This is a genomic window from Achromobacter sp. SIMBA_011, from assembly GCF_046535435.1.
GTDB classification, from domain to species: Bacteria; Pseudomonadota; Gammaproteobacteria; order Burkholderiales; family Burkholderiaceae_B; genus Achromobacter; species Achromobacter dolens.
In genome coordinates, this window is the sequence record NZ_JAWRWN010000001.1 from 1,195,090 (window position 1) to 1,209,760 (window position 14,671).

Here is a 14,671-nt window from a genome sequence, read left to right on the forward strand (position 1 = left end):
TGATTACTTCTTGCTCTTGGCGGATTCGCGGTCGTAGGCGGCGCGGTTGAAGCTTTCGCCGCCGGATTCGGCGACCTGGCGCACGATGGCCCAGTCCTTCTGGTAGGTCACCGGGTAGAAGCGGTCGGCGCCGTCGAAGGCCTTGGACATCTCGGCCGGGAAGCGGTAGTCGTAGAAGCACTTGAGCATCTGGTCGCGGAACTTCGGCTCCAGGTCGTGCGCGTAGGCGAACGACGAGGTGGGGAATTTCTCGCTCTTGTAGATGACGCGGAAGTCGGCTTCCTTGACCTGGCCGCGCTCGATCATGCGCTTGAACACGTCCGAGGCCACGGCGGCGGCGTCGTAGTCGCCCGAGTTCACGCCCATGACGGACTGGTCGTGCTTGCCCGAGAACACCACCTTGTAGTCCTTGTCGGGCGTCAGGCCTTCCTTGGGAAACAGCGCCACGGGCGCCATGTGGCCGGAGTTCGACGACGGCGCGGTGTGCGCCAGCTTCTTGCCCTTGAGGTCGGTGAGCTTCTGGTACGGGCTGTCCTTCTTGACGATGACGATCAGGTTGTAGCCCTGGAAGCCGTCGGCGTAGCCCTTGACGGCGAACGGCACCGCGCCGGCGATGTTCACGGCGAAGGCGGTGGGGCCGGTGGAGAAGCCGCCCACGTGCAGGCGGCCCGAGCGCATGGCCTCGATTTCGGCGGCGTTGCTCTGCACCTGGTAGAACACCACGCGCTTGCCGGTGCATTCGGACAGGTGCTTGGTGAACGGCTTGAAGATGTCTTCATACACCGCGGGGTCTTCCACCGGGGTGTAGGTGAACACCAGCGTCGACGGCGTCTTGAGCTTGGCCGGATCGGTGGGCGTGTCGGCCACCAGGTCCTTGTTGGCGTCGCAGTAGTTCTGGTCCAGGTCGCCCCGGTTGGGGCAGGCGTCGGCGGCGTGGGCGGCGGACGCTCCGAACGTTCCGAACACGAGCGCGGCCAGCGAGGCCGCTTGCAGGTGACGCAATGCGCGCATCGTATGTCTCCTCTTATAGGTCTGAATATGACTGGTAACTGAATTCAAACATACAAGCGCCAGGGGCACACTCGGGAAAGTCCCTGTGTTTCTTTTCGGGTTTTGTTCGTTTTGTTCGCTTTGAGTTCGTTTATGCGCGAACGGCGCGACGGCCGCGCGAGCGAATCGGCGGATCCGTCGCGCGGCTTGCGGGTCAGGCGGGAGGAGGGAAGGTCAGGCGCGGTAGCCCAGCTTGCGCGAGATCTCGTGCGCGCAGGCCAGCAACGGACGGGCGATGGCGCCGTCCCAGGACACGTCGAACAGGCCGGTGGGGCCCAGGCTGGTCAGCGCCAGCACGATGTTGCCGGTGTTGTCGAACACGGGCACCGACAGGGCGTCGACGCCCGGCAGCGGGTTGCCCAGGGCGCGCGCCATGCCGTGCACGCGGATGTCCGCCAGTTGCGCCTCGATGTTGGCGCGGCTGACCTTGCGCGGCGGCGACACGCTGGAGATCACCGCCGTATCGCCTTCCTCGCGGGCGATGTAGTGCTCGCTGACCTTGGGCGGCAGCCAGGCCGCGAACACCAGGCCGGTGGCGGTGTGCAGCATCGACATCACGGTGCCCTTGCGCATGTTCACGTGCACCGGATAGCTGGCCTCGGTCATGTGGATCATGGTAGGGCCGTGCGAGCCCAGCACCGCGATGCCCAGCGTGTGGCCGATCTCGGATTGCAGTTTGGCGATCTCGGGCATGGCGATGCGCACCGGATCCAGCCGCTGCAGGCTAACCAGGCCCATCTGCAGCGCGAACGGCCCCAGCTCGTACTGGCCGGTGATGCTGTCCTGCTGCACCAGGCCGACCCGGATGAAGCTCACCAGGTAGGGGTGGGCCTTGGCCGAGGTCATGCCGGCGCCGGCGGCCAGATCGCGCAGGGTCAGCGGCTTGGCGGCGTCGACCAGGGCGGCCAGCAGCGGCACGCCCACTTCGATGGACTGGATGCTGCGGCGGCCGTCATTGGCGGCGGGGGCGGCGGGTTTGGTGGTGGCCACGGTGGGTGCCTCAGGCGGTGACGGCGCGGGCGGCCAGCAGCCGGTCGGCCATCTCGGTGAAGCCGGCGCCGCCATGGAACGCGGCCACGTAGGCGGGACGGTGCGTCAGGCGGTGCAGTTGCGACTGGATGTTGGCCACGCCGACCGAGACGGGGAAGTAGGCGAACATGGGCTCGTCGTTGGGCGAGTCGCCGATGAACAGCGTGCTGTCGAGCGCGCTGGCCACGTCGATGCCGAATTCGCGCTGGAACAGGGTGCGCGTCATGGTCAGCTTGTCGTAGTCGCCGAACCAGCCGTTGACGTGGATCGAGCTGACCTTGGCCTGGGCGCCGGCGTCTTCGAAGATGCGCACGATGCGGCCGATATCGGCCTCGGGCAGGGGCGGCACGTCCTCGCAGAAGTCGATGGCCAGGTCGGCCACGCGGTAGTCCTGGTCGCTGGCCACGGCGGCGCCGGGCACCTCGGCCAGCACCCGGTCGCGGATCGCGTCGAGCTTTTTGCGGCTGGCCTGGCGCGAGGCCGCGTCGGTCCAGTAGTGCGTAACCATGCGGCGCGCCTGGCGGTCGTAGGCGTAGTAGAACGCGCCGTTCTCGCCGACCACCGCGCGCACCGGCCACATGCGGGCGATGTGGTCGCACCAGCCGGCCGGGCGGCCGGTGATCGGCACCACCTGGATGCCGGCCTGTTCCAGGCGTTCCAGGGCGGCGTAGGCGTCGGCGGGCAGCCGGCCTTCGGTGGTCAGGGTGTCGTCGATGTCGGTGAGCACGACGCGGATCCCCGCCGCGACGGTCAAAGGCATGGCCGCAAGGGCTTGCATGGCGTTTTTCCTTGGTTTTATGGGGTGTTCTCCGGCCGAAAGTTTAACCGGATGGCCCTGTTTGGGCGGGGGCGGGGCGGGCCGGTAGGGGATATGGCGCCGGGGGCGGTAAAATCCGGGCTTTCCCGCCTGGTTTGCGTGCCCGCCATGTCCGTCCAGTTGTCCCCGTTGCCCGGCTCCGAGCCGGAATCCTTCGATATTGCCTCGGTCGCCGAGATCATCGCCGAGCTGCGCGCCGGCCGCATCGTCATCCTGGTTGACGAGGAAGACCGCGAAAATGAAGGCGACCTCGTCATGGCCGCCGAGTTCGTCACGCCAGAGGCCATCAACTTCATGGTGACCCACGGCCGCGGGCTGGTGTGCCTGACCCTGACCGAAGAGCGCTGCCGCCAGTTGGACCTGCCGCTGATGGCGGCCCGCAACGGCACACGATACGGCACCAATTTCACCCAGTCGATCGAGGCCGCCGAAGGCGTCGAGACCGGCATTTCGGCCGCCGACCGCGCCCGCACCATCCAGGTGGCGGTGGCGCGCGACGCCAAGCCGTCCGACCTGGTCCAGCCCGGCCACATCTTCCCGGTGCGCGCCGTGCCCGGCGGCGTGCTGGTGCGCGCCGGCCACACCGAGGCTGGCTGTGACCTGACCGCCATGGCCGGCCTGACCCCGGCCGCGGTGATCTGCGAGATCCTCAAGCCGGACGGCACCATGGCGCGCCTGCCCGACCTGGTGCAGTTCGCCCGCGAGCACGGCCTGAAGATCGGCACCATCGCCGACCTGATCCAATACCGCAGCGAGCACGAATCCATCGTCAAGCGCGTCGGCAAGCGCAGCATGCAGACCGCCTGGGGCACCTTCGAGGCCGTGGCCTATGAAGACGCCGCCACTGGCTCGGCCCACCTGGCGCTGGTGCATGGTACCGTGGCGCCAGACGTCGAGACCCTGGTGCGCGTGCACGAGCCGGCCTCGGTGCTGGACGTGCTGGATACCGGCGCCAGCCCGCATAGCTGGGGCGTGGCGCAGGCCCTGCAGGCCATTTCGCAGGCGCCGGCCGGCGTGCTGGTGCTGATGAACTGCCAGTCGTCCACCGAACACCTGTTCGCGCAGATCGCCGGCTGGAGCGACCCCAAGGCCAATGCCAACCCCGCCAACGCCGACCGTTTCGGCCTGCGCACCTATGGCATCGGCGCCCAGATCCTGCGCGACCTGAACGTGGGCCAGATGAAGCTGCTGGCCCGGCCGCGCAAGATGCCCAGCATGGCGGGCTTCTCGCTCACCATTACGGGTTACGATTGCGACCCTCCGAACACTCCCGCAACACACTGAAGGCCGACACATGAACCCTTACATCCTCACCCCCGACCTGAACGGCGAAGGGCTGCACATCGGCATCGTACGCGCCCGCTTCAACGAAGAGATCGGCCAGGCCGAACTCGAAGCGTGCCTGAAGGAACTGGCCGAACTCGGCGTGGACGAGCGCGACGTGATGGTCGCCACCGTGCCGGGCGCCCTGGAACTGGGCGTGGCCCTGTCGCACATGGCCGAGACGTTCGAGTTCGACGCCCTGATCGCGCTGGGCGCGGTCATCCGCGGCGAGACCTATCACTTTGAAGTGGTCAGCAATGAAATGGCCACTGCTATCACCCGCATCTCCCTCGAGACCGGCATCCCGGTCGCCAACGGCGTGCTGACCGTGGACACCGACGAGCAGGCGCAAGCCCGCGCCGCCGGCAAGGGCCGCGACTGCGCCCAGGTGGCCGTCGAAATGGCCAACCTGGTGGCGGCCCTGGAGCCCGAGGAAGAAGACGAAGACGACGAAGACGAGGACGAAGATTTTGACGACGAAGAAGACGACGACCAGCGCTGATAGCGCGGCGCAAGCCCGCGCCAACGCCCGCAGCGCGCGCCGCCGTGCGCGCGAATTCGCGCTGCAGGGCGTGTACGCGTGGCTGCTGCGCGGCGGCGAAGGCACGCAGGACGCCGGCGAGATCGACGCCCATCTGCGCGACACCGAGGACTTCTCCGAGGCCGACGCGCAGTGGTTCAAGACCTTGCTGCATGGCGTCCTGCGCGAAGCGCCCGCGCTGCGCGAGCGTTTCACGCCCTACGTCGACCGTCCGCTGGCCGAGCTGTCGCCGGTCGAGCATGGCATCCTGCTGATCGGCAGCTTCGAACTGATCCATCATGTCGAAGTGCCGTACAAGGTCGCCATCAACGAAGCCGTGGAACTGGCCAAGTCGTTCGGCGGCACCGACGGCTTCAAGTTCGTCAACGGCGTGCTCGACAAGCTGGCGGCGGACGTGCGCTCGCACGAAATCAAGAAGTAGACCCCCCCCCGAAGCGCTGCGCGCTTCCCCCCCAGGGGGGCGCCGCTGCGGACCGGCGGAGCCGGATCCGCGCGGCCCGGGTTTGGGGAGGGCCGTTTTTTTGGGGCGGCCTCCCTTTTGGGGCGGGCTTCCTTCTTTTGGAGCGAGCTTTCCGCGCCTCTGGTGCGGACCTCTCTTTGGCGCGAATCTTCCCTTGGAGCGTGGCTCCGGTGTGGGAGTCAATACCGGCGCATTGCGCCGGACTGCGGAGTTGTCGTGGCGTCCGAATTCGATCTGATCGCGCGCTATTTCACGCGCGCCGCGCCGGCGGGGCTGTTGGGCGTGGGGGATGACTGCGCGTTGTTTCCGGTGCCGGCCGGCGAACAGGTGGCCACCAGCACGGATCTGCTGCTGGAAGGCCGGCATTTCTTTCCCGATGTCGATCCGAAGGCGCTGGGGCACAAGGCCCTGGCGGTGAACCTGTCGGACCTGGCGGCCATGGGCGCGCGGCCCATCGGTTGCGTGCTGGGGCTGGCGCTGCCGCGGCTGGATGAGGCGTGGCTGGCGGCGTTTGCCGAGGGGTTTCATGCGCTGGCGCAGGTCCATGGCTGCCCGTTGATCGGCGGCGACACCACCCGCAGCGTCCATGACCTGGCCATCAGCGTGACCGTGTTCGGCGCCGTGCCGGCGGGCGCCGCGCTGCGCCGCGACGGCGCCCGGGTGGATGACGATATCTGGGTGTCCGGCGAACTGGGCGCGGCCGACGTGGCCTACCGCCTGCTCGACGGGCAGTATCCGGCCGACGCGGCGCGGCTGGCCGCGACCCGCGGCGCGCTGGAATGGCCCGAGCCGCAAGTGGCGCTGGGCGTGGCGTTGCGCGGCATCGCGCACGCCGCCATCGATATTTCCGACGGCTTGCTGCAGGACCTCGGCCACATCCTGGCGGCCAGCCGGGTGGGGGCGTTGCTGCATGAAGACCGCATGCCCGTGGCCGCCGCGCTGGCCGGCATGTCCGCTGACGTCGTGCGCCAAGCGGTGCTGGGCGGCGGCGACGTGTACCAACTCTGCTTCACCGCGCCGCCCGCCCGCCGCGACGCCGTGCGGGCGGCCGCGCAGGCGGCCGGCGTCCGCGTGACGCAAGTGGGCAATATCGTGGCCGAGCCGGGATTGGTGCTGCGGGACGCCGCCGGACAGCCGTTGACACGATTGCCCGCCGGCTTCGATCACTTTCCCTCGGTCTGAGAGCGCCGGCCTTGCGCCGGACGCAGGCAAACCCTGTCACAATCGCTGCCACGGTTGTTTCCTGAACGCCACCCTTTCCATCGGCCTCATCCCAGCCATTCCCGGGCCCTCATCCATGTCGTCCTCTTCTCCTCATTCCCCGTCGATGCGCGAACGCTCGCGCGCGGTCTATCCCGCGCTGTCCTGGGTGTGCCGCGATCCGGGCCGCCTGATCGCCTTCGGCTTCGGCAGCGGCCTGATCCGCCCCGCCTCGGGCACCTGGGGCACGCTGCTGGCCTGGCTCATCTGGGTCGCCGCCGCGCCGGCCGCGTCGGACCTGGCCATCGGCATCTTCCTGGCGCTGGCCTTCCTGTACGGCTGCTGGGCCTGCGACCGCGTCGGCCGCGAACTCCAGCAGCCCGATCATGTCGGAATGGTGTGGGACGAGATGGTGGCGTTCTGGCTGGTGCTGTGGCTGACGCCGGCCGGCTGGTTGTCGCAGGCGCTGGCGTTCGTGCTGTTCCGCACGTTCGACATCGTCAAGCCGCCGCCCATCAAGTTCTTCGATGCCCGCCTGAAGGGCGGTTTCGGGGTAATGTGGGACGATATCGTCGCGGCCGGATACGCCTTGCTGATCATGGCGCTGGCCGTGCGCACAGGAGTCTTGGGATGAACCAGCAACACGAAAACCCGCCGTCCAATCTGTCGGCTGAACAACTGGCGCAGGCCACCGTATACGGGCTGGCCGAGCGGCTGGGCGATACGTTGCGGCGCCTGGGATTGGTGCTGGGCACCGCCGAATCCTGCACCGGCGGGCTGCTGGCGGGCGCCGTGACGGCGGTGGCCGGGTCCAGCGAGTGGTTCGACCGCGGCTTCGTCACCTACAGCAACGATGCCAAGGTCAGCGAACTGGATGTGTCGCCGGACGCCTTGCATCACTTCGGCGCGGTCAGCGAGCCGGTGGCGCTGGAGATGGCCAACGGCGTGCTGCTGGCCTCGCCGGCGGCGCAGGTGGCGGTGTCCACCACCGGCATCGCCGGTCCGGGCGGCGCCACGCCGGGCAAGCCGGTGGGCATGGTGTGCTTCGGCTTCGCGCAGCGGGTCGGCGACGGCATCAGCAGCCGCGCCGTCACCCACGTGTTCAGCGGCGACCGCGCGCAGGTGCGCCAGCAGGCGGTCGAATTCGCGCTGCGCGGCGTGCTGGAACTGCTGGGGGCGCCGGTCAACCGGCGTTGAGGAAGACCGCCCGCGCAATGGCGCGGTCCAGGGATACCGCGGGAACCGCCTGGCCCCCGCGGGCGGCGCTCAGCGCACCGCGTTGATCGCGTCGCGCAGGCCGCGCGCGGCGTCGCCGGCGGCCTGGCGCCAGTCATCGCCGCCGCTGGCGTAGATGATGGCGCGCGACGAGTTGATCATCATGCCGCTGCGCGCGGCGTTGGCGCCGGCGTTGACGGTGGCGGTGATGTCGCCGCCCTGGGCGCCGATGCCCGGCACCAGCAGCGGCACCGCGTCGCCGATGCGCTGGCGCACCGCGGCCAGCTCGTTCGGGAAGGTCGCGCCCACCACCAGGCCGCACTGGCCGTTGGCATTCCATTTGTCGGCCACCAGCCCCGCCACGTGCAGGTACAGGGGCTCGCCGTTATCCATCTTGAGGAACTGCAGGTCCGACCCGCCGGGGTTGGATGTGCGGCACAGCACGATCACGCCGCGGTCGCGCCAGGCCAGGTAGGGCTCGACCGAGTCCAGGCCCATGTACGGGCTGACCGTCAGCGCGTGCGCCTGGTAGCGCTCGTAGGCTTCGCGGGCGTAGTTTTCGGCGGTGGAGCCGATGTCGCCGCGCTTGGCGTCCAGCACGATGGGCAGGTCGGGGTGCTTGTCGCGGATGTGCTGGCACAGCGCTTCGAGCTGGTCTTCGGCGCGGTGCGCGGCGAAGTAGGCGATCTGCGGCTTGAAGCTGCAGGCGTAGGGCGCGGTGGCGTCGACGATGTCGCGGCAGAAGTGGAAGATCGCGTCCGGCTTGCCCTGCAGTTCGCGCGGAAAGCGTTGCGGGTCGGGGTCGAGCCCGACTTGCAGGAGCGAGTTGCTGGTGGTCCAGGCGTGTTCGAGTCTTTGGAGGAAATTCATGGGGGAGTTCAGTGCAGTTTGACCCGGGGGCGCGTGCGCCGCATGAGCAGGCGGGCCAGGGCCAGGGAGGCGGTGCGTGAGATGCCCAGCACCGCTTTGTGGTGCATCAGGTGCAGGCTCATGTACATCAGGCGCGCCAGTGTACCGCTTACGAACAGTCCGCGTCCGGCCAGCTTGCCCATCAGGCTGCCCACGCCGGCGTCCTGGCCCAGCGAGACCAGCGAGCCGTGGTCTTCGTAGACATAGGGAGCGGTGGGCTCGGCCGCGCGGCGCAGGCGCGCGGTGAGCTTCTTGCACAGGTAATCGGCCTGCTGGTGCGCGGCCTGGGCGCGCGCCGGCACGGTGCGGCCATCGCGCCAGGGCGCGGCGCAGCAGTCGCCCAGCGCCAGGATGTGCGGGTCGGCGGTTTCGAGCCGTTCGTTGACCTCGAGCTGGCCCAGTCTGTTCAGCGGCAGGTCCAGCTCGGCCAGCAGGGCCGGGCCCTTGATGCCGGCCGCCCACATGCACAGGCGCGCGGGGAATTCGCGGCCGTCGGCGGTCTTGACCGAATCGGCGGCGACCTCCGAGACGCGGCAGTCGCTTTCGACGCGGATGCCGAGCTCGGTCAGGCGCGCGGTGGCGGCGATGGATATCTTTTCGGGGAGCGCGGACAGGATGCGCGGCGCGCCCTCGACCAGGGTGATCGCCAGATCGCGCTCGGCGCGGAAATTCGGCAGGCCGTAGGCGCTGACCACGTGGCTGGCCTCGACCAGTTCCACCGCCAGCTCGACGCCGGTGGCGCCGCCGCCGACGATCACCAGGTCCAGCCGAGCCGACGGATCGCGCACCTTGGCCTGGTCGACCAGCGCCATGGCCTTGAGCATGGTCAGGCGGAATTGCTCGGCGTTCTCGGTGGTGTCCAGCGTGACGGCGTGCTCGGCCGCTCCCGGGGTATTGAAGAAGTTGGAGGTGCTGCCCAGCGCCAGCACCAGCGTGTCGTAGGCCAGTTCGCGGCGCGGCAGCACTTCCTGGCCCTGGCTGTCGGCCACGGCATCGACCGTGACCATGCGGCGCTCGCGGTCGACGCCGACCAACTGGCCCTGGGCGAAGGAAAACCCGTTCAGGTGCGCCAGCATCAGGTAGGACAGGCCTTCCTGGTGGATATCCAATGTGCCCGCCGCCGCTTCGTGCAGCGACGGCTTCCAGATGTGGAACGGCCGGCTGTCGACCAGGGTGATGTGCTGGCGGCCGTGGAGGCGGCCGAGCTTGGCGGCCAGTTCGAGGCCGCCGGCACCCCCGCCGACGATGACGATGCGTTCCGAAGGGGCTGGCGTCGAGTTGGGCATCATGGTTCCCAGTATAGAGGCCCGGACCCCTTGGCGGGCAAGCCCGGCGCCGTGAATCAGTGCATCACGAAGCGGCTGACTGCCACGCCCACCCAGACGGCGACGGTGAACAGCAGCAGCAGCATGACGGCGGCGCTGCCCAGGTCCTTGGCCCGGCCCAGCAGCGGATGGGTGTCGACCGACAGCGCGTCGGCCAGCGCCTCGATCGCCGAATTCAGCAGCTCCACCGCCAGCACCAGCACCACGGTGCCGATCAGGAAGAACACCTCGACCGTGGTGCGCCCCAGGAAGAACGCGGCCGGGATCAGCAGCACGGCCAGCGCCAGTTCCTGGCGGAAGGCGGCCTCGTACTTGATGGCGGCCTGCAGGCCCTGCAGCGAGTAGCGCAGCGCATTCAGGATGCGGCGCAGGCCGCCGGTGCTTTTGTAGGGCGAGTGGTGCGGGTTGGTCGACATGGGAAGCGTAATAAGGCCGGGTGTGGCGGCTTTTTAACAGATATGGATTGCCGGCGTGATGCGACATGAGGCGGGTCAAGCATCCGCCAGGTTTTGCTGGTAATACTACGTTACTTTTTGCCTTCGCCGCGGCCATGCGATACCCTGGCGGCGCGCGGCATCGCGGCGTTGGCTTCTGACCACGCCCGCCGTGTGCAATTCCCTACCAACGCGCCTCTGCGCCCGTCTTGGGGCGGATGCATCAAGGCGCCCTGAGACACAGCAATCCATGCTCGAACGCTTGAATACGGAGTCCTTGTCGCGCCTGCCCGCAGACGTGGAGAAACCCGCCTATGACCGCGGCCGATTGACGCCGGGTATTGTGCATCTGGGGCTGGGCGCCTTTCATCGCGCGCACCAGGCGTTGGCCACCGACCTGGCCATGGCCGCCAGCCAGGATCTGACCTGGGGCATCCTGGGGGTGTCGCTGCGCAGTCCGGCCGTGCGCGATGCGCTGACGCCCCAGGATGGCTTGTACACCCTGGCGCTGCGCGACGGCGACGAGGCAGGCGGCGCGCGGGAATCCCTGCGCGTGGTCGGGTCGGTGCTGCGCGTAATGGTGGCCCAGGAGGATCCGCAAGCGGTGCTCGAGCGCATCGCCTATCCGCAGACGCGCATCGTCAGCCTGACCATCACCGAGAAGGGCTACTGCCACGAACCGGCCACCGGCCACCTGCGCTGGGACGACCCGGACATCCTGCACGATCTGGAGAACCCGGTGCGCCCGCGCAGCGCCATCGGCATGCTGGTGCATGGCCTGGCGCTGCGCCGCGAGCGCGGCCTGCCGCCCTTGACGCTGCTGTCCTGCGACAATCTGCAGGCCAATGGCGACACGCTGCGCAGTCTGGTGCTGGCCTTTGCGCTGCGGCTGGACGTGGCGCTGACCGGCTGGATCGACGCGCATTGCACCTTTCCCAATTCCATGGTCGACCGCACCGTGCCGGCCACCCGCGACGAAGACCGCGCGCGCATCACGCAGCGCCTGGGGGTGGAAGACGCCTGGCCGGTGGTGGCCGAGCCCTACCTGAACTGGGTGATCGAAGACAAGTTCGCGGCCGGCCGCCCCGCCTGGGAAGCCGCGGGCGTGACCTTCGTGGCCAATGCCGCGCCCTATGAGCGGCTGAAGCTGCGCATGGTCAACGGCCCGCATTCGGCGCTGGCCTGCCTGGGGACGTTGCTGGGCGCGGCCACCATGCATGAGGCGGCGGCGGTGCCGGCGTTGCGCGGCTTCGTGGACGACCTGATGCGCCACGAGATCGCGCCCACGCTCAAGGGCATTCCGGATGCCGGCCTGGAAGGCTACCGCCAGCGCTTCCTGGCGCGCGCCGACAACGCGGCGCTGCCGCATCCGACGTGGCAGGTGGCGATGGACAGTTCGCACAAACTGCCGCCGCGCCTGCTGGCCACCATCCGCGACCGCCTGCGCCGCGGCGACGATATTCGCCGCCTGGCGCTGGCGGTCGCGGCTTGGCTGCACTATCTGCGGGGCGAAGACGAAAGCGGCGCGCGCTATCCGATCGACGATCCGCTGGCCGCGCCCCTGGCCAGACTGTTGGCGCGTGCCGATGTGGCGGCGCGGGCGGCGGCGCCCAAGCAGGCGGCCTATCGCCGCGCCCTGGTGCTGGCCGGCTATCGACCGGTGTTCGGCGACCTGGGCGAGAAGCCGGTGTTCGTCGCGGCGCTGGCGGCGCAGTTGGAGGTCCTGCGCGAACATGGCGTCCTGCATGCGCTGCAAGCCGTGGCGCGCGAACCCGAGCCTATTGTTCCGGCCGACAGCGTGGGCGTGACCGAGGCGGCTGAAGCGACGGCCGCCGCGGCCGCGCCGCCTTCACGGGAAGCGGCCGGCCTGGGTATGTGAGCCCGCGCCGGCGGTGGCGCTATACGCCCAGGTAGTGCAGCAGGCGCGCTTCGTCGTCGATGAAGGCCTGCGAGGTGCCGCTCCACGCTACCCGGCCCTTTTCGATGATGGCGTGGCGGTCGGCGGTGGCCAGCAGCGGCTCCAGGTTCTTGTCGATGCACAGCACCGCCAGCCCGGTGCGCTTGAGGCTTTCCAGCGCCTGCCAGATTTCCTCGCGCACCACCGGCGCGAGGCCTTCCGTGGCTTCGTCCAGGATCAGCAGCCGCGGATTGGTCAGCAGCGCGCGGCCGATGGCCAGCATCTGCTGCTCGCCGCCCGACAGGTGACTGCCCAGGTGGCGCGCGCGTTCGGCCAGGCGCGGGAACAGCGCGTAGACGCGTTCCAGCGTCCAGGGCTGCGCCAACCCCTGGCGGTTGTGCGCGGTGGCCACCAGGTTCTCGCGCACCGACAGGTTGGGGAACACGTGCCGGCCCTCGGGCACCAGGCCGATGCCGCACTGCGCCACCTTATAGGCCGGCAGGGCGACGATGTCGCGGCCGTCGAACGTGACGGCGCCGCGGCTGGCGCGGTTCAGGCCCATGATGGCCTTGACCGTGGTCGACTTGCCCATGCCGTTGCGGCCCAGCAGCGTCACGAACTCGCCCGGGCCGATATCCAGGTCGATGCCGAACAGCGCCTGGCTGGCGCCGTAGTGCGCGGTCACGCCGCGCAGCGACAGCAGCGCGCTCATGCCGACGCTCCCTGAGCGCGGCGGCCGGCGTGGCCGCGTTCGCTGCCCAGATAGCACTCGCGCACCTGCGGATCGTTGCGGATCTGGTCGGCATCGCCGCAGGCCAGGGCGCGGCCATACACCAGCACCGTGATGCGGTCGGAAAGCGCGAACACCGCCTGCATGTCGTGCTCCACCAGCAGAATGGTGTATTGCCCGCGCAGGCGTTGCAGCAGCCGCGTCATGGCCTCGGATTCATGCTGGCTCATGCCGGCCATGGGTTCGTCCAGCAGCAGCAGGGTCGGCTGGCAGGCCAGCACCATGGCCAGCTCCAGTTGCCGCAGCTCGCCATGCGCCAGCGCGGCGGCGGGGGTGTCGGCGCGCGCGTCCAGGCCGGCCAGCGCCAGCGCCTCCCGCGCCGGCTCGCGCAGCGCCGGCGTGGCCAGCAGCGGCCGCCAGAAGCGGAAGCCGTGGCCGCGCCGCGCCTGCACCGCCATGGCCACGTTCTCCAGCGCGGTGAACGGCTTGAACACCGAGGTGATCTGGTACGAGCGCGCCAGCCCGCGGCGCACGCGCCGTTCGACCGGCAGGCGCGTCACGTCCTCGCCATCGAGCAGCACGCGGCCGCCGTCGGGCCGCAGCTCGCCGCTCAACTGGCCGATCAGCGTGGTCTTGCCGGCGCCGTTGGGGCCGATCACCGCATGCAGTTCGCCCGGCCGGATGTCCAGCGACAGGTCGTCGGTGACGGTCAGGCCGCCGTAGCGCTTGACCAGATGTTCGACGCGCAGCGCGCTCATCGCGGTTCTCCGGTGGGGTGGGGCAGGGCGCGCGCGGCGCGCAGGCGCAACGGCTTGTCCGACAGACCGCCATACAGGCCGCGGCGCGACACCAGCACCACGCCCACGATCAGCAGGCCCATCACCAGCATCCAATGGTCGGTCAGCAGCTTCAGTCCTTCCTCCAGCAACAGGAAGGCCAGGGCCCCGGCAACCGGGCCGACCACCGTGCCCAGCCCGCCCAGCGCCACCATCACGATCAGCTCGCCGGAGGTGGTCCAGGCCAGGTACGAGGGCGACACATACAGCGTCAGGTTGGCCAGCAGCACGCCGGCCACGCCGCACACCATCGCCGACAGCACATAGGCCGCCAGGCGATAGCGCAGCGTCGCGAAACCCAGCGCGCGCATGCGCCGCTCGTTGGCCTGGCAGCCGCGCAGCACCATGCCGAACGGCGCGTGCACCAGCCGGCGTAGCGCGGCCAGCGCCAGCAGCAGCACGCCGAATGCGGTGTAGTACAGCGCCAGCGGCGTATCGAGCCGGAACAGGCCGAAGTCGCTGCCGGCGAACAGCGACATGCCGTCGTCGCCGCCGAAGCCCTCCAGCCCCGTGGCCAGGAAATAGAACATCTGCGCGAACGCCAGCGTGATCATGATGAAGGCGATGCCGGACGTGCGCATCACCACGTAGCCGCTGACGAGGCCGACCACGGCGCAGGCGCCCAGCGCGGCCAGCAGGTGCAGCCAGCCGTTCTCGATGCCGTAGTGGTTCAGCACGCCGACCGCGTAGGCGCCCAGGCCCAGGTACAACGCGTGGCCGAAGCTGACCATGCCGCCGTAGCCCAGCAGCAGGTTCAGCGCCAGCGCGGCGATGCCGTACACCAGCACGCGGCCGAACAGCGCCAGCAGGAACGGTTCGCCCTGCCATTGCGCGTACAGCGGCACCAGCGCCAGGAGCAGCAACAGCGCGCCGGCGGCGAGCGCGCGGGGAGAGAGTCGAAGCAT

General features: G+C 69.3%; 16 protein-coding genes and 1 pseudogene. 7 read left to right on the forward strand and 10 right to left on the reverse strand.

What is annotated here, in order from left to right; all coding sequences use genetic code 11:
* Positions 1–3 precede the first annotated feature (3 nt).
* From phnD to SB816_RS05525, 3 genes are all read right to left on the reverse strand, one after another.
* A complete protein-coding gene (gene phnD / locus SB816_RS05515) occupies positions 4–1,011 on the reverse strand; it encodes a phosphate/phosphite/phosphonate ABC transporter substrate-binding protein (RefSeq protein WP_054500713.1) in 1,008 nt (335 codons plus the stop codon).
* Positions 1,012–1,224: 213 nt separating this feature from the next.
* On the reverse strand, positions 1,225–2,040 hold the full coding sequence (locus tag SB816_RS05520; protein WP_054415082.1) for an IclR family transcriptional regulator: 816 nt from the start codon (positions 2,038–2,040) through the stop codon (positions 1,225–1,227).
* A 10-nt stretch (positions 2,041–2,050) separates the two neighbouring features.
* On the reverse strand, positions 2,051–2,857 hold the full coding sequence (locus SB816_RS05525) for an HAD-IIB family hydrolase (RefSeq protein WP_049076120.1): 807 nt from the start codon (positions 2,855–2,857) through the stop codon (positions 2,051–2,053).
* 147 nt (positions 2,858–3,004) lie between these two features.
* Here SB816_RS05525 and ribBA point away from each other — a divergent pair, with 147 nt between their 5' ends.
* The 6 genes from ribBA to SB816_RS05555 all read left to right on the forward strand — a co-directional run bounded on the left by ribBA (position 3,005) and on the right by SB816_RS05555 (position 7,617).
* The gene (ribBA, locus tag SB816_RS05530) at positions 3,005–4,180 is read left to right on the forward strand and encodes a bifunctional 3,4-dihydroxy-2-butanone-4-phosphate synthase/GTP cyclohydrolase II (protein WP_049076118.1); all 1,176 of its coding nucleotides are present in this window, start codon (positions 3,005–3,007) and stop codon (positions 4,178–4,180) included.
* A 10-nt stretch (positions 4,181–4,190) separates the two neighbouring features.
* Entirely contained in the window at positions 4,191–4,721 is a 531-nt protein-coding gene (ribH, locus tag SB816_RS05535; protein ID WP_006391339.1) for a 6,7-dimethyl-8-ribityllumazine synthase, read from the forward strand.
* The gene (nusB, locus tag SB816_RS05540) at positions 4,690–5,181 is read left to right on the forward strand and encodes a transcription antitermination factor NusB (RefSeq protein WP_144655531.1); all 492 of its coding nucleotides are present in this window, start codon (positions 4,690–4,692) and stop codon (positions 5,179–5,181) included. The genes ribH and nusB overlap by 32 nt, the downstream gene beginning before the upstream one ends.
* A 255-nt stretch (positions 5,182–5,436) precedes the next feature.
* Complete coding sequence (gene thiL, locus SB816_RS05545) at positions 5,437–6,402, forward strand: thiamine-phosphate kinase (protein ID WP_064525817.1); 966 nt, start codon at positions 5,437–5,439, stop codon at positions 6,400–6,402.
* A 145-nt stretch (positions 6,403–6,547) separates the two neighbouring features.
* Positions 6,548–7,054 carry a phosphatidylglycerophosphatase A gene (locus SB816_RS05550; protein WP_049076110.1) on the forward strand — a complete coding sequence of 169 codons (507 nt, stop codon included), beginning with the start codon at positions 6,548–6,550 and terminating at the stop codon, positions 7,052–7,054.
* On the forward strand, positions 7,051–7,617 hold the full coding sequence (locus SB816_RS05555) for a CinA family protein (protein WP_054415090.1): 567 nt from the start codon (positions 7,051–7,053) through the stop codon (positions 7,615–7,617). Before SB816_RS05550 ends, SB816_RS05555 begins: the two co-directional genes overlap by 4 nt.
* A 69-nt stretch (positions 7,618–7,686) precedes the next feature.
* Here SB816_RS05555 and pyrF read toward each other — a convergent pair whose 3' ends face one another.
* From pyrF to SB816_RS05570, 3 genes are read right to left on the reverse strand one after another with little or no spacing between them, the layout of a single operon-like run.
* Entirely contained in the window at positions 7,687–8,505 is an 819-nt protein-coding gene (gene pyrF / locus SB816_RS05560) for an orotidine-5'-phosphate decarboxylase (protein ID WP_144655530.1), read from the reverse strand.
* 8 nt (positions 8,506–8,513) lie between these two features.
* Entirely contained in the window at positions 8,514–9,833 is a 1,320-nt protein-coding gene (locus SB816_RS05565; protein WP_144655529.1) for an NAD(P)/FAD-dependent oxidoreductase, read from the reverse strand.
* Between the two features lie 53 nt (positions 9,834–9,886).
* The gene (locus tag SB816_RS05570; protein WP_054415096.1) at positions 9,887–10,285 is read right to left on the reverse strand and encodes a diacylglycerol kinase; all 399 of its coding nucleotides are present in this window, start codon (positions 10,283–10,285) and stop codon (positions 9,887–9,889) included.
* A gap of 268 nt (positions 10,286–10,553) precedes the next feature.
* Between SB816_RS05570 and SB816_RS05575 the strand changes: the two genes are divergently transcribed.
* Positions 10,554–12,182, forward strand: coding sequence for a mannitol dehydrogenase family protein (locus tag SB816_RS05575; protein ID WP_410546599.1), 1,629 nt, complete (start codon positions 10,554–10,556; stop codon positions 12,180–12,182).
* Positions 12,183–12,201: 19 nt separating this feature from the next.
* Here SB816_RS05575 and SB816_RS05580 read toward each other — a convergent pair whose 3' ends face one another.
* From SB816_RS05580 to SB816_RS05595, 4 genes and pseudogenes are all read right to left on the reverse strand, one after another.
* Positions 12,202–12,912 (reverse strand): ABC transporter ATP-binding protein, encoded by a 711-nt coding sequence (locus SB816_RS05580; RefSeq protein WP_054415099.1) that lies wholly within the window; start codon positions 12,910–12,912, stop codon positions 12,202–12,204.
* Entirely contained in the window at positions 12,909–13,169 is a 261-nt protein-coding gene (locus tag SB816_RS05585) for a hypothetical protein (RefSeq protein ID WP_374700842.1), read from the reverse strand. The genes SB816_RS05580 and SB816_RS05585 overlap by 4 nt, the downstream gene beginning before the upstream one ends.
* A 6-nt stretch (positions 13,170–13,175) precedes the next feature.
* Positions 13,176–13,622 (reverse strand): annotated as a pseudogene (locus SB816_RS05590) (ABC transporter ATP-binding protein); the annotation flags it as partial.
* Positions 13,623–13,684: 62 nt separating this feature from the next.
* Positions 13,685–14,671 (reverse strand): branched-chain amino acid ABC transporter permease, encoded by a 987-nt coding sequence (locus SB816_RS05595; protein ID WP_064525808.1) that lies wholly within the window; start codon positions 14,669–14,671, stop codon positions 13,685–13,687.